General features: G+C 73.4%; 14 protein-coding genes. 5 read left to right on the plus strand and 9 right to left on the minus strand.

Annotated features, from left to right (window positions below; all coding sequences use genetic code 11):
• Window positions 1-31 precede the first annotated feature (31 nt).
• From WME76_RS42505 to WME76_RS42515, 3 genes are read right to left on the minus strand one after another with little or no spacing between them, the layout of a single operon-like run.
• Entirely contained in the window at window positions 32-1,465 is a 1,434-nt protein-coding gene (locus WME76_RS42505; protein ID WP_437957866.1) for an ABC transporter permease, read from the minus strand.
• A gap of 38 nt (window positions 1,466-1,503) precedes the next feature.
• Window positions 1,504-3,618: a TonB-dependent receptor gene (locus WME76_RS42510; protein ID WP_437957867.1), complete on the minus strand. Its 2,115-nt coding sequence runs from the start codon at window positions 3,616-3,618 to the stop codon at window positions 1,504-1,506.
• Window positions 3,615-4,391: an ABC transporter ATP-binding protein gene (locus WME76_RS42515; protein WP_437957868.1), complete on the minus strand. Its 777-nt coding sequence runs from the start codon at window positions 4,389-4,391 to the stop codon at window positions 3,615-3,617. The genes WME76_RS42510 and WME76_RS42515 overlap by 4 nt, the downstream gene beginning before the upstream one ends.
• 394 nt (window positions 4,392-4,785) lie before the next feature.
• Between WME76_RS42515 and WME76_RS42520 the strand changes: the two genes are divergently transcribed.
• Complete coding sequence (locus WME76_RS42520) at window positions 4,786-5,511, plus strand: SDR family oxidoreductase (protein ID WP_437957869.1); 726 nt, start codon at window positions 4,786-4,788, stop codon at window positions 5,509-5,511.
• A gap of 55 nt (window positions 5,512-5,566) precedes the next feature.
• Here WME76_RS42520 and WME76_RS42525 read toward each other — a convergent pair whose 3' ends face one another.
• Together WME76_RS42525 and WME76_RS42530 are read right to left on the minus strand one after the other, a co-directional pair.
• A complete protein-coding gene (locus WME76_RS42525; RefSeq protein ID WP_437957870.1) occupies window positions 5,567-6,529 on the minus strand; it encodes a class I SAM-dependent methyltransferase in 963 nt (320 codons plus the stop codon).
• Window positions 6,530-6,651: 122 nt separating this feature from the next.
• Window positions 6,652-7,269, minus strand: coding sequence for a TetR/AcrR family transcriptional regulator (locus tag WME76_RS42530; RefSeq protein WP_437957871.1), 618 nt, complete (start codon window positions 7,267-7,269; stop codon window positions 6,652-6,654).
• A 101-nt stretch (window positions 7,270-7,370) separates the two neighbouring features.
• On the opposite strand from WME76_RS42530, the gene WME76_RS42535 reads away from it, so the two are divergent.
• Both WME76_RS42535 and WME76_RS42540 read left to right on the plus strand, forming a co-directional pair.
• Complete coding sequence (locus WME76_RS42535) at window positions 7,371-8,111, plus strand: 3-oxoacyl-ACP reductase family protein (protein WP_437957872.1); 741 nt, start codon at window positions 7,371-7,373, stop codon at window positions 8,109-8,111.
• 7 nt (window positions 8,112-8,118) lie between these two features.
• On the plus strand, window positions 8,119-8,436 hold the full coding sequence (locus WME76_RS42540) for a DMT family transporter (RefSeq protein ID WP_437957873.1): 318 nt from the start codon (window positions 8,119-8,121) through the stop codon (window positions 8,434-8,436).
• Window positions 8,437-8,481: 45 nt separating this feature from the next.
• Here the strand turns inward: WME76_RS42540 and WME76_RS42545 are convergent, their stop codons facing one another.
• Together WME76_RS42545 and WME76_RS42550 are read right to left on the minus strand one after the other, a co-directional pair.
• A complete protein-coding gene (locus tag WME76_RS42545; protein ID WP_437957874.1) occupies window positions 8,482-10,662 on the minus strand; it encodes a cytochrome C peroxidase in 2,181 nt (726 codons plus the stop codon).
• An 84-nt stretch (window positions 10,663-10,746) separates the two neighbouring features.
• Window positions 10,747-10,896 carry a hypothetical protein gene (locus WME76_RS42550; protein WP_437957875.1) on the minus strand — a complete coding sequence of 50 codons (150 nt, stop codon included), beginning with the start codon at window positions 10,894-10,896 and terminating at the stop codon, window positions 10,747-10,749.
• A gap of 166 nt (window positions 10,897-11,062) precedes the next feature.
• On the opposite strand from WME76_RS42550, the gene WME76_RS42555 reads away from it, so the two are divergent.
• The gene (locus WME76_RS42555) at window positions 11,063-12,736 is read left to right on the plus strand and encodes a 5'-nucleotidase C-terminal domain-containing protein (RefSeq protein WP_437957876.1); all 1,674 of its coding nucleotides are present in this window, start codon (window positions 11,063-11,065) and stop codon (window positions 12,734-12,736) included.
• Window positions 12,737-12,783: 47 nt separating this feature from the next.
• Here WME76_RS42555 and ribB read toward each other — a convergent pair whose 3' ends face one another.
• Together ribB and WME76_RS42565 are read right to left on the minus strand one after the other, a co-directional pair.
• Entirely contained in the window at window positions 12,784-13,932 is a 1,149-nt protein-coding gene (ribB, locus tag WME76_RS42560; RefSeq protein ID WP_437957877.1) for a 3,4-dihydroxy-2-butanone-4-phosphate synthase, read from the minus strand.
• Between the two features lie 219 nt (window positions 13,933-14,151).
• Window positions 14,152-14,832, minus strand: a complete 681-nt coding sequence (locus WME76_RS42565) for a glutathione S-transferase family protein (protein ID WP_437957878.1) — start codon at window positions 14,830-14,832, stop codon at window positions 14,152-14,154.
• Window positions 14,833-15,061: 229 nt separating this feature from the next.
• Between WME76_RS42565 and WME76_RS42570 the strand changes: the two genes are divergently transcribed.
• Window positions 15,062-17,254 (plus strand): prolyl oligopeptidase family serine peptidase, encoded by a 2,193-nt coding sequence (locus tag WME76_RS42570; RefSeq protein ID WP_437957879.1) that lies wholly within the window; start codon window positions 15,062-15,064, stop codon window positions 17,252-17,254.
• The last annotated feature ends 5 nt before the right edge of the window (window positions 17,255-17,259 follow it).

Genomic DNA, 17,259 nt, shown 5'->3' on the forward strand with positions numbered 1-17,259 from the left:
AGAAAGCGTGAGGAACGTGAGGAAAAGGAGCTCATGACGCCTCTCCGTGGCGGCGGGTGAAGAGCGCGACGGCGAGCGAGAGCGCCGCCGCCCACGCGAGCACGGCGAGGCCGGCGGGCGCCACGCGGGACAGCGCCCACGCGGCGGGAGCCTTCCTTTGCTGGAAGGGAGCGAACTCGCTCCATTCCGCCCGGTCGACCCGCTGCGCCTTGTCGTCGTGCCAGTGGATCTTCGTGGCGTGGAGATGGTTCAGGTGCTGGATGAAGGCGTAGCGGTACGCCTCGGCCTGCTCCTCGAAGTCGACGAGGTGGTGGGCGTCGGTTCCGGCGATCCCCATCGAGAACGACCGGATCGCGAGCAGCGGCGTGAACAGGCCGGCGCGGAGCGCGAGCGCGTCCTGGGCGCGGTGCGCCTCGAACAGGCGCGTGTAATAGTCGTTGAACACCGCCGTCGTGACCTTCTCCCCCTCGCGCATCACGACGCCGCCGTAGTTCACCGGGAGGTCCTCGACGCGCGACGCGCCGTGCTCGGCCAGCGTGCGGCGCCGGAGCTCCTGGAAGTGGGGGTTGTTCGGGTCGTGGCTGTCTCCGACCTCGCGGATCGCGTGCGCGAGGTCGAGCTCGACCTGGGCCCGCGACGGCGTCGGGTGGAGGCGGCTCGCGGCCTGGGTGGCGAGCCGCGGCACGACGATCCAGAGCGCGACCCACAGGCCGAGGAGCGTCAGGAGGGCGCCCTGCGCGCGGCGGTGGAACGACGAGACGAGCACGCCGAGCGCCGTGCAGGCCGCCAGATAAACGGCGTATCCGCCCGCGAGCACGGCCGCGCGGAGGAGCGTGTCCCTGGAGGCGTCGAGCACGCCCGCGAGCAGGGCGGCCGCGAGCGCGAGCGCGAGGAGCGGCGCGAGCCACAGCGCGACGGCGAGCAGCGTCCCGAGGACCTTGCCGGCGACGAGGACGCGCGCGTCGACGCCCTGGGAGACGGCGAGGCGCCATGTCCCCGACTCGCGCTCTCCGGCGACGCTGGCGAACGTCATGCAGAAGATGAGCAGCGGCAGCAGCACCTGGAGGACGAAGGCGGCGCTCGGGGTCCCGAAGCGCGCGAGCTCGCTCGACTGCCCGGCCTCGCTGAAGCTCAGCGTGTTGCGCTGGTGCGGCTCGAGGAAGATCGACGTGCCGGCGAAGGACTCCAGGCCGGGATCGAAGAAGCCGAGGGGGCTCGGGGCGCGGAAGGCGAAGGTGCCGTAATGGGCGGCGCGGTGCGGGTGGCGATCGGGCTGCTCGACCCACTGGCGGTGGACCAGCTCCTGGAAGGCCGCGCGCTGGCGGGCCTCCTGGGTGTGCCGCGCCGCCTCGAGCAGGAAGGCGGCGACGAGGAGCGCCGCGACGAGCGCGGCGGCGATGCGGACGGTGCGGTTGCGCAGCGCGCGGATGGCCTCGTGCCGCGCCGCTGTGGAGAGGGCTCTCATGCGCTGACTCCCTGTGGGTCCCGTGGGACCGCGGCGCCTCAGAAGCTCAGGGTGCCAGTCACGTACGCCGAGCGCGCGTCGCCCGGGTTGTGCTGGGCCCCGGCGGCGCCGAAGTCCTTGTACCAGATGGACGTGTCGTACGACTGGTCGAGCAGGTTGTGCACCTCGACGCCGAGCGCGATCGACTCGGACACGTCGTGGGCCGCGCTCGCGTTGATGACGACGTAGTCGCCGACCTTCCGCGAGCCGTTCTCCTCGGTACGGTTCTCCTTGTTCAGGTGGTAGTCGCCCTGCGCGTAGCACCAGAGCGAGACCAGCAGATCCTGCGTGGGGTGAACGTCGATCCCGGCCTTGGCGCTGAAGCTCGGGACGTGGTCGAGCTCCTTGCCCTTGTTCGCGGCGAGCGCCGGGCCCGGCTCGACCTGCTCGGAGATGGCGCGGCTGAACGCGCCCCACACGGAGAGGAAGTCGAACGGGCGGAGCGTGAGCTCGACGTCGAAGCCGCGGCGCAGCGTCTCGCCGACGTTCTCGGCGTCGCCGGAGCCGTCGCCCTTGTCCCGCACCTCGCCGCTCGCGCGCTGCTCCCAGTACGCGACGTGGCCCTTGAGCCAGGGGAAGACGCTCGACCGGTAGCCGACCTCCCAGCCGTCGTTGATCGACGGATCGAGCGGCGTGCCCTGGGTGGCGTAGGCGCCCTTGCCCGCGCCGATCTGGAACGATCGACCGTAGTTGGCATACACGCTCTGCCCCTTCACCGGCGTCACCAGGACGCTCGCCTTGGGCTGCCAGATGAAGCCGTAGTCGTTGAGGCCGTGATCGACCCTGCGGGGCGCCTCTCCCTCGGGCTGCTCGAGGAAGCTGCCCGAGCCGGCGAGGCGGTCGGCCCGCAGCGCGGCCACGAGCTGGATCGGCTCGAGCGGGCGCGCGCTCGCCTGCAGGTAAGAGCCGATGGCGTGGAGGTCGAAGTCCTCATCGCGGAACGCGGCGCCTTGCCGCGCGCGGTCGACCGTGGGGATGCGCTGGTATCTGCTGTCCTGGAGCTGGTAGTCGACGCCCCACTCGAGGGTGAGGTCGAGCGCCCGCGGCTCTCGCGCCCGGTAGGTGAGCACCGAGATCGCGCCGTATTGCCGGTCGTCCTCGATCCGGAGCTGCTGGGCGAGATCGGGGTCGAACTTCACCCACCGGTCCCGCAGGAACGCCTGCCCGTAGCCCTTGAGCTGCCAGGAGAGGCCCTCGGTGAGCTCGCGATCCACATGGACGCTCGCGTGGAGGGTCGCCTGCCGGCCGCCGTCGGTCGCTGAATGGGCGGGCGACGCCGTGGGGCGCGCGCGCGCGTCTTCCGCGGACAGGTAGCCCGGGGCGTCCGCGTCGAGGAGCATGCCGCGCACGATGAGCCCGACCCGGAGCTGCCTCGAGGGCTCGTAGAACCACTTGGCCGAGCCGGCGACCTTGTCGCTGCGCGCGTGATCGCGGTAGCTGTCCGACCCGCGGTAGCCCGCGAAGTAGGTCTGGCTCAGCGCGCCGCGCTCGTCGGCGACGAGCACCTGGGGCTCCACGGTCCAGAAGCTCCCGGCGAGGAGCCGGGCGATGCGCTCGCTCCCGGTCTTGCGGGTGACGACGTGGATGTTGCCGGCGACGTTGTTGAGCCCGTAGCGCGGGTCGTTCGTACCCTTGACGACCTCGATCCGCTCGATCTCGAGCGGAAACACGGCCTTCATGTCGGGGAGGCCGACGTGATGATTGCTGGGGATGCCGTCGATGAGGAGCTTCGTGTGGGCGACGTCGCCCTGCGTGTTGAAGCCGCGGAGCCCCACGTCGGCGTTGATGATGCCCTGGTTGAAGGACTCGACGTAGACCGCCGGCACGCGCCGGAGCAGCTCGAGCGGCTCGGCGGTGCTCTGATTCTGGATCTCCTCGCCGCCGAGGATGTCGACCGAGGTCACGACGTCGGCGCTGTCGAGCGGTCCGATCCGCTGGCCGATGACGACGACCTCCTCGCCGAGCGCGGGAGAGGCCTCCGGCGCCGCGGTCTCGGGGGTGCCCGCCGGCGCGGGCGCCGCGGCGGCGGTGGGGTCCGCCGCCGCGGCGGCGCGGGCCGAGAGGAGCGCGGCGAGCGCGGTCGCGAGCCGGGAGGTGTGCGCGCGTGGGGTCATGACAGGGCCTCTGGCGTGGGCGCGGCGGACGCGCCGTGGCGCGACGGGAGCTGGGGAGTCGCGCCGCCGGGGGGGTCGAAGTGGCGGCGGTACAGCGAGAGGATGTCGGCCTCGGACAGGCCGGCGGCGCTCGCGACCTCGACCAGCCGGCCGGCCTTCATGACGCCGATCCGGTGCGCGATGCTCGCGACGGCGCCGAGGTCGTGCGTCACCATCAGCACCGCGGCGCCGCGATCGCCCTCGCGCCGGATCGCCGCGCAGAGATCGCGGACGGCGCCCGGATCGAGGCCCGAGGTCGGCTCGTCGAGGAGCAGCGCGCCGGCGTTCTTCGCCTGCGACAGGGCGAGGACCACCTTCTGCCGCATGCCCTTGGAGTACCCGCTCGCCGGGCGGTGCACGGCGCCCTCGGGCAGCCCGGCCGCGGTGAGCAGCCGCGAGAGCTCCGCGGCGGGGGGCACGTGCGCCTGCGACAGGCCGAGGAAATACGCGAGGTTCTCGCGGCCGGTGAGGTGCGGATACAGCCGCACCTGCTCCGGGACATAGGCGATCTGCCGCCGCGCCGCGATCGGGTCGGGCTCCACGTGGACGGAGGCCACGTACGCCGCGCCGGAGGAGGGCCTCGCGAACCCGAGGAACAGGTTCAGCGTGGTCGTCTTGCCCGCGCCGTTCGGGCCGAGGAGGCAGAACACCTCGCCGGCCGGGACCTCGAGATCGAGCGCGTCGAGCGCGGGGACGCCCCCGTAGGACTTCGAAAGCTTCTTTGCCGTAAGCATGACAGTGCCGCCGGGGCCATCGCCGCCAGCGGCGCACCGTATGCGATCGGCTCAACTGAAAGTCAATTGCAAACGTGATGCATATGCATCCGGGTAGCACACCGGTCCGATCGAGGCGGCGGAGGCGGCAGACCGGGCGATGCTCTCCGCGGGCGACGCGGCATGCGCCCTGTTGGCCGGCGTTTCGCGGCGTGTCCGTGAACTCCGGACGCTCGTCAGGGTCACCCCCGGGGAGCGAGGGCGACCGTGCGCGGACCTGTCTCGGGGGCGGCGCTCCGCCCGAACTCGCCTACCGGCTGCGCGCCGGCAAGCCGCGCTCGTGATACCGTGCCCGCGGCCGGCGCGGGGGAGCGGCGCTTCGTTCCACGCTGCGCGCGGCGGAGAGGGGGAGACCGTGCGCCTGAAGGACAAGATCGCGCTCATCACCGGGGCGAGCAGGGGAATCGGGAGGGCCAGCGCGCTCGCGCTGGGCCGCGAGGGGGCCGTCGTGGTCGGCGTCGCGCGCACCGCGGCGGACCTGGGCGCGCTCGAGCGGGAGCTCCGCGCGGCGGGCGGCCGCGGGCTGATGATCGAGGCCGACGTCACCCGCGCCGCCTCCGTGGCCGCGTGCGTGGAGCGGGCGATCCGCGAGCTCGGGCGGATCGACATCCTCGTCAACAACGCGGGCGTCGGCGGCTATCGGCCCTTCCTCGAGTGGTCGGAGGACGACTACGACCGCATCATGGCGACGAACATGAAGGGGACCTGGCTGTTCTGCCGCGAGGTCATCCCCCACATGCGCCGGCAGGGGGGCGGCCACATCATCAACGTCGCCAGCGTCGCCGGCCTCCAGGGCTATCCGAACGAGGCCATCTACTGCGCCTCCAAGTTCGCGCAGGTCGGCCTGACGCAGGCGCTCGACCGCGAGTTCTGGCAGGAGAACATCAAGGTGAGCGCCGTCTGTCCGGGCGGCGTCGAGACCCACTTCGCGCTCGGCGACGGCCGCACCGCGGGCTCCGAGCGCATGCAGGGCTTCTCCACCGCCGAGGACGTGGCCGAGGCCGTCGTCCTCGCCGCCCTCCCCCGGGACCGCTCGCGCATCGTGCAGATCGTCCTGCGCCCGATGAACGAGGCGACCTAGCGCTGCAATCCACCGCAGGCCCGCGAAGAGGGGTGTTCGCCGGGCGCCTCGGCGATCACGGATTCCGGTACACGCGCCCTTGCAGGTGCCTGCTCGACGGGGGCGACGGCTTCGTCCCCGACACCACGTATCCGGCGCTCCCGCCGGCGCTCGCGTACGTCCCCCGGGCGATGGCCTCCGCGGTCCTCCTGGCCGCCCCCATCGCCGCCGCCCAGCACCCCTCGAACTCCTGCTCCTCGCCTCCGCCGGCGAGGAAATACCGATGCGTATCGCCCCGGCTCCAGATCCAGAACTCGCGCCGCGCGAAGTCGGCGATCTCCTCCACCGTCGCCCGCTGCTCCGCCGACCTGTAGGGAGGCAGCACCACGTTCGCCTTGTCGTTGAGATACACCTGGATATCGGTGAGACCGTGCCTGGCGAAGAGCTCGGGGATGAGCTCCCCCAGGGAGTTGTGCCCCTCGCCCAGGGCCGCCTTGCCGCGCTCGCACAGGAGCTGGAAGCGCACGAGGGCGAGGGTCTCGTCCACCGGCGCCTGCAGCACGGCCGCGCTCAGCAGGGCGCCCGCCAGGTTGTTCGGCTCGGCCACCGCGACGAGCCCGCCCGGCCTCGTGACGCGGACCATCTCGGCGAGCATCGCGCCCGGATCCTCCGCGTGGATCAGCACCGTCTGGCACGTCACGAGATCGAACGTGTCGCCGTCGAACGGCAGCGCCTCGGCGACCCCGACCTGGTAGCGAAACCGCTCCGCCTCCCCGCGCGCCGCCGCGCGCTCGGCGGCCTTCTCGACCCACACGGGGTCGCGATCGACGCCGGTGACGCGCGCCGCCCTCGGCAGCACGCCGCCGAGCACGCGCCCCCAGTGCCCGACGCCGCACCCGACGTCGAGCACCTCGCGCACGCGGCTCAGGCCCCATCGCCGCGCGAGCAGCTCGACGTAATCGTGGTTCCACCAGCTATCGCGCGTATCGCCGAAGTACTCGGCCGAATGCGAGGGGTGCTCGACGAACTCATTTCCCATGACAACGCACCTCGTGCGGGCCTCACAACAGCGTCGAACGACCTCAACGTATCGCCGCCGCCGGCCTCGACGCAACTCGACACAAGCGCCGCGCCGGCGCGCTCGCCCCGCTCAGATACCGCTCAGACCGCGGCGCGCGGCCTGGCCAGCACGTCCCAGGCGGCCATGGCGCAGTCGACGATCGCCTGGAGCGCCTCGCGCGGGGCGCCGTCGCGGGCCTGGATCGAGAGGCCGCTGAGGACGGTCGTGTAGAAGGCGGCGAGCGCGGCCGTGTCGGTGCCCGCCGGCAGGTCGCCCTCGGCGACGCCGCGCTCCAGCCGGCGCTGGAGCTCGTCCTGCGCGCTCCGCCGGACCTCGGCGAGGTGGCAGCGCACGGCCTCGCTCTCCGGCGTGCCGAGCGTCGCCGCGAGCACGATCATGCAGCCGCTCGGCTTGCCCGGGCTCACGTACGCCTCCGCGTTGCCGCGCAGCATCGCCTCGACCGCCCCGCGCGCCGTCGGCTCCTCGCACATCGCGCGGCTCGCCGCCGCGCCCTCGACCTCGGTGTAGAGCGCCACCGCCTCGCGAAACAACGCCTCCTTGCAGCCGAACGCGGCATACAGGCTCGGCGAGTTGATGCCCATCGCGGCCGTGAGGTCGCTGAGCGACGTGCCCTCGTAGCCCCGCTCCCAGAACACCTCCATCGCCCGCCGCAAGGCCGCGGCCCGGTCGAAGCTGCGCGGGCGCCCCCGTCCTGCCATCACCCGAACCTTTCTGTGCCGATCACTAAATAAATCGGTTGACCTCCGTTCATGCGGCGGAGTATACATTGTGTATCGATCGGCACAGAAAAGAGGTAATCATGCTGGAGCTTGCAGGCAAGGTGGCGCTGGTGACCGGGGGCAGCCGCGGGATTGGCGCGGCGATCGTCAGGAGGCTGGCGCGGGGCGGGGCGGACGTGGCGCTGACGTACGTGAGCGCCGCGGAGAAGGGGCGCGCGGTGGTCGCCGAGGTCGAGGCGGCGGGCCGGCGGGGGCTGGCGATCGCGGCGGACAGCGCCGATCCGGCGGCGGTCGTCGGTGCGGTCGAGCGGACGGCGGCCGAGCTTGGCCGGATCGACATCCTCGTCAACAACGCCGGCATCGCGCTGATGGGGCCGCTCGAGGCCGTGACGCTCGAGGACGTGGACCGGACGCTGGCGATCCACGTGAAGGCCGTCTTCCTCGCCTCGCAGGCCGCGGCGCGGCGCATGGGCGCTGGCGGGCGCATCATCAGCATCGGGAGCTGCCTTGCCGACCGGGCGCCGGGGCCGGGCACCACCCTCTACTCGATGAGCAAGGCCGCGCTGGTGGGGCTCACGAAGGGCCTCGCCCGCGACCTCGGGCCGCGCGGCATCACCGCCAACCTCGTCCAGCCTGGCCCCATCGACACGGACATGAACCCGGCCCACGGCCCTGGGGCGGACCAGCAGCGGAGCCTGCTCGCGGTCCCGCATTACGGCAGCGCCGACGACATCGCCGCCACGATCGCGCACCTCGCCGGGGAGGGCGGGCGCTTCATCACGGGCGCGACGATCGCGGTCGACGGCGGGTTCGCGGCCTGAGGTCGCCATGGCGTGGGCGCTCCTCGTCGGGGCCGGTCTCCTGGAGATCGTGTGGGCCATCGCGCTGAAGCACACGGAGGGCTTCACGCGGCTCTGGCCCAGCGTGGTCGGCGTGGCTGGCGCCGCGCTGAGCTTCTACCTGCTGTCGATCGCGCTGAAGACCCTGCCCGTGGGGACCGCCTATGCGATCTGGGTCGGCGTGGGCGCGCTCGGGGTGGCGCTCGCAGGGATCGTCGCGCTCGGCGAGAGCGCGTCGCTGCTCCGGCTCCTGTTCCTCGCGGTGATCCTGGTCGGGATCATCGGCCTGAGGCTCGTCGAGGGCTGACCCGCGCGGCCCACACCACGCGCGGGCGCGCGGCCGTCGCGGCGATCACAGCGACTCCAGGTAGGTGACCAGCGCGCGCCGGTCGTCGGCCGACAGGTGCGCGGTGCGGCCCATGGTGTCGCCGACCCCCTCGACCAGCGCCAGCAGTGTCGGGTAGCGGCCGTCGTGGTAGTACGGCGCGGACCGGCCGACGAAGCGCAGCGAGGGCGTCTCGAAGGCGCGCGCGGCGTCGAAGCGGGTCGCGCTCCGCACGTCGTGGCGGGCGCCGTCGGTGGTCAGCTCGTCGCCGAGGTGGCAGCTCGAGCAGCCCGCCTTGCTGCTGTGGAAGAGCGCGTCGCCGCGCGCGATGAGGTCGGCGCGCGCGGCGGCGTCGCTGGCGGCGCCGCGGGCGGCGGGCGGCGGCGCCGCGGTCACGGCGTGCTCCTCGGCCGCGAGAGCCGCCGCCTCGCCGGGCGGCTGCATGCCGCGGAGGTAGGCGAAGAGCGCGTCGCGCTCGCCCGGGCGCAGACCGCTGCCGCCGAGCCGCGACATCGTCCGGGCGAAGTGGCCCTCCAGGTCCTTCTTGTCGCCTTCCCATCCGTACGGCGCGGTGCCGTCGAGCCGCCCCATCAGCATCGGCGTCTGGCGCGGGCCCTCCGGCGTCGACCAGGTGAGCGCGTCGTCGCGGCCGTCGGGGTGGCAGCTCGCGCAGGCGCGGCCGTCGAACGCGGTGCGCCGGTCGCCGGCCGCGTGGAAGAGCCGCTGGCCCTCCGCGCGCAGCTCGTCGAGGTGCGACGCCCGGGGCAGGACGACGACCGGCAGCTCGCCCGCGAGCTCCTTGCCGGGCGCGCGGTGCTCGGTCGGCCCCGGGTCGCGGGCGGCGGGGAGGATCGTCAGCTCGCCATCGAACCGGGAGAAGACCACGGCGCGCCGGCGCGCGCTGTCCACGGCGATGGCCGTGGGCCCGGCGCCCACGCGGGCGCGGAAGAGCTCCCGGTCCCGCACCGACCCGACCCGCGGCGGCTGGCCGGGGATCTGCGCGCGGGCGTCGTAGGCGATCACCTCGTCGCGGCCGAGGCAGGTGACGAGCAGGACCTCCTCGCCGGGCTCGATCGCGGCCGCGCGCGGGAGCTGGCAGCCGAGCGTCCCGAGGCTGCTCGAGACGGGCGGGACGTCCGCGCGCTCGCCCGCCGCGTCGACGACCGCGATGTGCTCGATCACCGTCTGGGCGCGAGCGCCGCCGTAGCCGCCGCTGCCACGCGTCTCCGGCCCCGGATCCACCAGCGCGATGGGCGCGAAGACGGCGCCGCCCGGCGCGCGCGCGAGCGCGAAGCCCTGCGAGCCGCGGCGCGCGACGCGCGACGCCGGGCGGTGCTCCACGACGGGCGCGCCGCCGAACGGATCGAAGGCCGCGCGCCGCGCGGACGCGCCTGGCGTGGGCGCGCTGGACGCGGGCGGCCTGGACGGCTCCGGGGGGAGCGCGATGGACATGAACTTCTTCGACATGATCGGCCGAGGTCGCCACTCCACCCCGTCGGTCGAGAGCTCCCGCGCCCCGGTCGGCGCGCCGCCCTCGCCGAGCGCGACCACGCTGATGCGGCCGCCGACCGCGTGGGAGACGAACGCGCGCTGGCCGTCGGCCGATGCGACGACCGTGCTGGGATCGCGCGCGAGCGGGAGCTCGCCGAGCCGCCGGAGGTCGTCGGTGGCGAAGCTGGTGAGCGCGTGGCCCCACCGGCTCGCGACGAGCAGCGTCGCGCGGTCGGGCGTCATCGCGAGCCCCACCGGCTCGCTCGCCACGGGCACGAGGCAGCGGCGCGCGAGCGCGGCGCCGGCGTCGACCGGCTCGAGCACCTCGAGCAGGCCGCGGTCGCGCAGCGAGGCCACGACGCGCCCGTCGCCGAGCACGATCACCTGGGCGGGTCGGCCCGCGAGCGGCGTGCGCGCGATCGCGGAGCGCGTGTCGAGGTCGACGGTGTGCAGGGCGGCGTCGTCCTCGTCGGCGACGAAGGCGAGCGTGCGGCCGCCGAGGCCCGCGAGGGCGATGCCGGAGCCGGCGTGGGTCGGGTCGAGGGGCGCGGGCGCTGAGCCGGCGCCGCGGCGGGCGCAGGGGGGAGGGGACGGCGGCGCGGCGATGGCGGCGGCGGGCGGCGTGGGCGGCGTGGGCGGCGTGGGGGCCGCGTCGCGGGCGCCGGGGGTGCAGGCGAGCAGGACGAGGGCGACGGCGGTCGGGGCGGCGGCTCTCATGCCGGGACCATCGGGCGAGCGGGCGAGAGTGTGACAGGCGCTCTCCGGCGCAATTTCAGATCACGGCGCCGACATCCCCGGAACTCAGAGATGGAGCCTCGCCGCCGCGCGGTGCGCGGTGGGCGCCGCGCCCGGCGGTGGGGCTGCGCTGTCGCGCGTGTGGCGGTAGTTCTTGAACATCGCCGACCTGGCCCAGCCCGTCCTCTCCTCGCCCACGCTCGACGATTGCCTCACCGAGCGCTGATGCCGCGAAGCGCGTCCGCGCCGCGAGGCGCCGGACACCTCGGTCCTTCCATGCGGTGACGCGCGAGCTCCGTCCCTATCTCCGCCGCCTGGCAACCGCCCCTCGACCTCCCGGCGCAGGAGCACCGGCGCGCGCGCCGGGTTATCTTCGATGGACATGACCGACCGCGCCCAAGGCACGCCCAGAGGCCCTTCTCTGCGGATCGTCTGCGTGAACGACGTGTACTCGCTCGAGAACCTCCCGCGCCTCGCGAGCCTCGTGCGGCACCACGCCGCCGGGCCGGCGGATCGCTTCCTGGTGGTGATGGCCGGCGACTTCCTCGCGCCGAGCCTGCTGTCGAGCCTCGATCACGGAAGAGGCATGATCGACTGCATGAACGCGCTGCCGATCACGCACGCCATCTTCGGCAACCACGAGGCCGATATCGATCTCCTGGAGCTCAGGGCGCGGGTGCAGGAGTTCCGGGGAACGTGGCTCAACACCAACATGCCTTCGTTCGCGCCGGCGCTGCCCACGCACGAGATCCTCGACGTCGCGAGCCCCGGCGGGCGGACGGTCCGTGTCGGCCTGCTCGGGCTGCTCGTCCACGTGCAGGGCCTGTACCGGCGGGGCGCGTTCGGGGGGTACGCCATCGAGCCGGCGAACGAGACGGCCGTCCGCTGGGCCGACCGGCTCGTCCGCGAGGAGGGCTGCGCCTGCGTCATCCCGATAACGCACCAGATCCGCGACGATGACCTCGCGCTCGCGCGGATGCAGCGCGCGCCGCGCTTCCCCGTGATCCTCGGCGGCCACGAGCACGAGGTGCTGATCGACGACGTGGACGGCTGCTGGGTCGTCAAGGCCGGCACGGACGCGGCGAGCGCGGCCATCGTCGATCTCGCGTGGCCGGCCGAGGCGCCCGCCGCCGGCGCGCACGACCTGCCCTCGGTCACCGTCCGGCTCGAGGACGTCGCCGCCTACCCCGAGGACGCGGCGATGCGCGCGCGCGTGGACCGCCACATGCAAATCGTCCGCGACCTCGACGCGGCCACCCTCCTCCGGCTCCCGCCGGGGAAGACGCTGTCGTCGGTCGGGACGCGGTCGCGGCAGACCTCGCTCGGAGAGCTGATCTGCTCGCGGATCCGGGACGTGCTCCAGGCGGATGGATGCCTCTTCAACGGCGGCGGCATCCGCGGCGGCCGCGAGTACCGGGAGCGCTTCACCTACGGAGATCTCAAGGCGGAGGTCCCGTTCAGCAACGAGGTCGTTGTCGTCGTCCTGCCCGGCCGCGTCGTCCGCGAGGCCGTCGCCGCGTCGCGGTCGCGCGCCCCGGCCCAGCACGGCGGTTATCTCCAGATCGACGACCGCATGGCCACGGATGCGCGAGGCGCGCTGGCCGTGATCGACGGTCGGCCGCTGGTCGACGATCGCGCGTACCGGATCGCGATCGTCCGGGGGCTGCTCGGCGGCATGGATGACGTCGCTCCGCTGGTCCGCTTCGCGCAGGAGCATCCGGAGAAGGTGCCGCCCGCGGACAGCGGGCGCGAGCCGAAGCTCGTGCTCGTCGAGTCGTTCGCCGTGGAGCTCTGGCGCCAGCTCGGGCCGTTCGAGTCGATCGACGCCGACCGGGACGGCGCCGTCTCGGCCGACGAGCTGAGGGCCGCTGTCTCGAGGGCGACCTCCGAGACGCCGTCCGAGGTGGTGGTCGGCGAGATGCTGAAGGCGCTCGATCGAGACGGGGACAGGCGCGTGAGCCTCGACGAGGCCGGCGCGCTGGGCTCCTCGGAGGGGGCGCCAGCGGCTGCGGCAGGAGAGGCCCGGGAGACGGGCGCGCGACGACAGCCCGGGTGAGCCACGCCGGCGCGGCGCCGGCCTCGCGGCTCACCCGGCGCCGCGGGTCACCCGATCGCGCGGTCCTCCGGTTCGGCCACCCTGCCGACGCCGCCGCGCGGCGCCCGCGCCGGGCCCGGGGCCGCGCGTCCGCGCGCCGCCCCGTGCAGCTCCGGCGCGCCCGGCGCGTCGCCCGTCTCCAGATCGAGCTCCTTCTTCGGCCCGGCGGGCCACGGAGCCCTCGAGTCGAGCAGCGTGACCCGGCGATACCCGAGCACGCCGAGCTCGCGCGCGGCGACGGCGAGCTCGAGGCCGACGCTCGCGTCGTCGTCGTCGGCCGGCGCGCCCTGGCGCGCCGGCGGGGACACGTAGATCACCGCGCCGACGCCGGCAGACTCGATGTCTCGCAGCGCCTCGAACAGCTCGGCGTCGCCGAGGAGATCCGAGACCAGCGCCGCCCGGTGGGTGTACACAGGCGCCGCGCGGTCGCCGGCGGTCGCCGGCGCGCCGAGCGTCAGCAGCAGCAGCTGGCGGTCGCCCCGGATCCTGTACGTGTGCGCCTTCCACTCGCCGCTCAGCCCCGCGGGCCGGAACGGGGCGGTCCGGACGCGCGCGGCGACGTGCTCGCTCTGCACCCGGTGGCGGACCACGTCGCCGAGGGTGAGGATCGGCAGCCCGTGGCGCGCCGCGAAGCGCGACAGGTCCCGACGGCGCGCCATCGTCCCGTCTTCGTTCATGATTTCGCAGATGACGGCGGCCGGCAGGCCCCCGGCGAGGCGCGCGAGGTCGACCGCGCCCTCGGTGTGCCCCTCGCGGTCGAACACCCCGTTGCGGCGCGCCCTGAGCGGGAACACGTGCCCCGGCGACACGAGATCGCGCGGCGACGCCCCGCGGGCGATCGCGGCGGCGACCGTGCGCGCCCGGTCGTGCGCGCTGATGCCGGTCGTGACGCCCTCGCGCGCCTCGATGCTCACCGTGAACGCCGTCGACCGGCGAGCGCCCGGCCGGGTGGCCATGAGCGGCAGCCCGAGCCGGTCCACCTGCTCCTCCGTGAGCGCGAGACAGACGAGCCCCCGGCCGTGGGTGGCCATGAAGTTGATGGCCGCCGGCGTCGCGTGCTCCGCCATCACGACGAGATCCCCCTCGTCCTCGCGCGCCTCGTCGTCGAGGAGGATGACCATGCCCCCGGAACGGAGCTGATCGAGGGCTGCCTGCACGCGCGATGTCGACGATGAACCCGTCATGGGGGCGCCCGGTGAGCACACGTCATGCCAGCGCCGCCGCCGCGTTCCCGTGCGCGCTCCCCTGGAGCCCGCGCTGCGCTGCTGCCAGGGCAGCAGCGGGTGCTGCTCGGGTGTTGCTGGCGCAGCGGCGCGGTCTGCCGCTCGCGCGCCGTCCGGGCGAGGGCCCACCGGCCCGATCGCGGCGCGGCCCGTTCAGTCCGCCGCCCAGTGATGGGTCTCCTCGGGCTTCCCGCCGAACGCGGCGCTCGGGGTGGTCCAGGTGCGGAACCGCCGAGCGCTGCGCACGTAGCTGCGGACGCCGTCGGCCGCGAAGAACGCCGTCATCGCGTGCCGGAGCTTCGGGAAGTCGTCGAGGAGCCCGGGCTGGAGAGGCCATATCGACTCCAGGGCGAATGCCATCGTGGCGTCGGCCAGCGTGTAGCGTCCCGCGAGGACCCAGTGCTCCGCGTCGGCGCTCGTGCGGCTGAAGTGCCGCTCCAGCAGGTCGAGCTTCTCGCTCGTCGCGGTCCGGTGCTCGGCGCGGATCTCGTGGAATCGCGGGCTCCAGCACACAAGCCCGATGTCGTGCAGGAGGTCGTTGGCGGTCTCGGTCACCTCGTCGACGCGCGCGCTCTCCGCGAGCGTGGCGCCATACAGGTTCAGCTTGCGCGCCACATAGCGGTTGATCGCCTGGGACTGGGAAAGGACGAAGTCCCCGTCCTGGAGCACGGGGAGCTGACCGAACGGCGTCTGTCGCAGCATGCGCGCCTTGCCCTCCGGTCCCGACCAGAGCTCGAAGGGGATGGTCTCGAGCTCGTAGCGCGCGCCGACCAGCTCCAGCATCAGCCGCGCTGGCTCCATGCGCCCGCGCACCGGGAAGTATGTCAGCTTCATCGTCGTCCTCATCGATCGTCCTGGCGTCCCGGCGGTCACTCTATCGCAGCTCGTCGGTCCGGGGCACCGGCCCGGCGGCGCGGTGGCCGTCGCCACGCGGCCCTGCGAGGAGCGCTCCCGGGGCCCTCTTCGAGGACGATGAGCCCGCCGCGCGGCGGCTGGTTCGCGGCGCCTCCGGCGGGCTCTTCTCGCCTGGAAGGCTCGCGTGGACGACGCTAGCGTGAGCGCCATGCTCGCCGCGAGACACACGATGGCCGCGCTGATGCTCCTCACTGCGTGCCGCGGAGCCGACCCGACCACCGCGCGCCCTGCGCCGCCGCCGCCGCCGAAGGCGACCGCGCCGAGCGCCAGCGCGCCCTCCAGCGCCCCGGTCCGCGCCTATCCGCCGTCGAGGATCGTCGATGTGGTCCACGTCCTGCACGGGGTCCCGGTGCCGGACCCGTACCGCTGGCTCGAGGACGGCGAGTCCGACGAGGTCCAGGCGTGGACGGCGGCGCAGGACGCCTTCGCGCGCGCCGAGCTCGCGAAGCTCCCCGAGCGCGACGCGCTCCTCAAGCGGTTCCGGGAGCTCTATGACATCGAGCGCGTGGGCGCGCCGCTCCAGCGCGGCGGCCGCTACTTCTGGACGAAGAGGGCGGTCGGTCAGGAGAAGGAAGCCGTCCAGTGGCGCCAGGGCAAGGCGGGTGAGCCGAAGGTGCTGCTCGACCCGAACGCGTGGTCGTCGGACGGCAGCGTGTCGCTCGGGAGCTGGCTCCCGAGCTGGGACGGCCGGTACGTCGCCTACCAGGTCAAGAAGAACAACTCCGACGAGGCGACGCTCGAGATCATCGACGTCGCGACAGGCAAGAAGCTGCCCGAGGTGCTCGAGGGGGCCAAGTACGCGGACAGGACGGCGCTGGCGTGGGACGGAAAGAGCGCCGGGATCTACTACGTCAAGGTGCCGCCGCTCAGCCGCCGGAGCCCGGCGGCGGACCGCCCCGGTCTGGCCGAGATCCGGTATCACGCGCTCGGCGCCGACCCCGCGGGGGATCGCCTGGTCCGCGAGGCCACGCGCGACCCGAGGACGTTTCACCAGGTCGCGGCCTCGCGCGACGGCCGCTGGCTGATCGCCACCGTGCAGCACGGCTGGGTGTCGACGGACGTGTACATCCAGGAGCTCCGCGCGGGGAAGAAGGCGGAGTGGAAGCCGCTCATCAGGGCTCAGCCGCACATGTATCTGGTCGAGCCGCACCGCGACCATCTCTACATCCTGACCGACGACGGCGCGCCCAACTACCGTGTCTTCCGCGCGGATCCCCGGGATCCCGCGCGAGATCGCTGGGTCGAGGTCGTCCCGGAGCGGCGCGACGAGAAGCTCGATCGCCTCGAGATCGTGGGCAATCGGCTCGGCCTTGTCTACCTCAAGGACGTCGCCGCGCGCCTCGAGATCCGGGAGCTCGACGGCAGCCCTGCCTACGAGGTGAAGCTGCCCGGCATCGGGAGCGTCCCGACGCTCCACGGCGGTCCGGAGGAGGACGAGGCGTACTTCACGTTCGAGTCGTTCACCCTCCCGCTCGAGGTCCACGAGCTCTCCGTGCCGACGGGGCGTACGGACCTCGTGTACCGGACCCAGGTGCCCGTCGACACCGCCGCCTACACGACGGAGCAGGTCTTCGTGACCTCGAAGGACGGCGCGCGGGTGCCGATGTTCGTGCTCCGGAGGAAGGACGCTCGGCGCGACGGCGCTGCGCCCGCCGTGCTCTACGGTTATGGCGGCTTCTCGACGGCGATCACGCCGAGCTTCTGGTCGAAGGCCTATCCGTGGCTCGAGCGAGGAGGCCTGTTCGCCATCGCGAACCTGAGGGGCGGCGGCGAGTACGGCGAGACCTGGCACCGCGCGGGGATGAGGCACAACAAGCAGAACGTCTTCGACGACGTCATCGCAGCCGCGGAGCACCTGGTGCGCCAGGGCTACACGCGGCCCGATCGGCTGGTGATCGAGGGCCGCTCGAACGGCGGGCTGCTCGTGGGAGCGGCCATCACGCAGCGCCCCGACCTCTTCAGGGTGGCGCTGTGCCAGGTGCCGTTGATGGACATGGCCCGTTATCACCTGTTCGGGTCGGGCAAGACGTGGATCGAGGAGTACGGCTCTGCCGACGATCCGGACGACTTCCGCGCGCTCCTCGGCTACTCCCCGTACCATCGGGTGCGCAGCGGGACGGCCTACCCTGGCCTGCTCGTCATGTCGGTCGACAGCGACGATCGCGTCGACCCGATGCACGCGCGCAAGTTCACGGCCGCGCTCCAGGCCGCCTCGACGGGCGGGCCCGTGCTGCTCCGCATCCAGGAGAAGGCCGGGCACGGGGGCGGCGACAGGGTCCAGTCGACGGTCGAGGAGCTCGCGGACGCGTACGCGTTCGCGCTGTCGCAGATCGCCCGCTGACGCGG

The sequence above is a fragment of the Sorangium sp. So ce119 genome, assembly GCF_051524405.1.
Classification (GTDB): Bacteria; Myxococcota_A; Polyangia; order Polyangiales; family Polyangiaceae; genus Sorangium; species Sorangium cellulosum_G.

Bases quoted from the DNA above. Each gene is read 5' to 3' on its own strand.
- WME76_RS42570 (WP_437957879.1), top strand. From the start codon at position 15,062: ATGCTCGCCGCGAGACACACGATGGCCGCGCTGATGCTCCTCACTGCG.
- WME76_RS42515 (WP_437957868.1), bottom strand. From the start codon at position 4,391: ATGCTTACGGCAAAGAAGCTTTCGAAGTCCTACGGGGGCGTCCCCGCG.
- WME76_RS42530 (WP_437957871.1), bottom strand. From the start codon at position 7,269: ATGGCAGGACGGGGGCGCCCGCGCAGCTTCGACCGGGCCGCGGCCTTG.
- WME76_RS42540 (WP_437957873.1), top strand. From the start codon at position 8,119: ATGGCGTGGGCGCTCCTCGTCGGGGCCGGTCTCCTGGAGATCGTGTGG.
- WME76_RS42555 (WP_437957876.1), top strand. From the start codon at position 11,063: ATGACCGACCGCGCCCAAGGCACGCCCAGAGGCCCTTCTCTGCGGATC.
- WME76_RS42545 (WP_437957874.1), bottom strand. From the start codon at position 10,662: ATGAGAGCCGCCGCCCCGACCGCCGTCGCCCTCGTCCTGCTCGCCTGC.
- WME76_RS42535 (WP_437957872.1), top strand. From the start codon at position 7,371: ATGCTGGAGCTTGCAGGCAAGGTGGCGCTGGTGACCGGGGGCAGCCGC.
- WME76_RS42525 (WP_437957870.1), bottom strand. From the start codon at position 6,529: ATGGGAAATGAGTTCGTCGAGCACCCCTCGCATTCGGCCGAGTACTTC.
- WME76_RS42565 (WP_437957878.1), bottom strand. From the start codon at position 14,832: ATGAAGCTGACATACTTCCCGGTGCGCGGGCGCATGGAGCCAGCGCGG.
- WME76_RS42505 (WP_437957866.1), bottom strand. From the start codon at position 1,465: ATGAGAGCCCTCTCCACAGCGGCGCGGCACGAGGCCATCCGCGCGCTG.
- WME76_RS42510 (WP_437957867.1), bottom strand. From the start codon at position 3,618: ATGACCCCACGCGCGCACACCTCCCGGCTCGCGACCGCGCTCGCCGCG.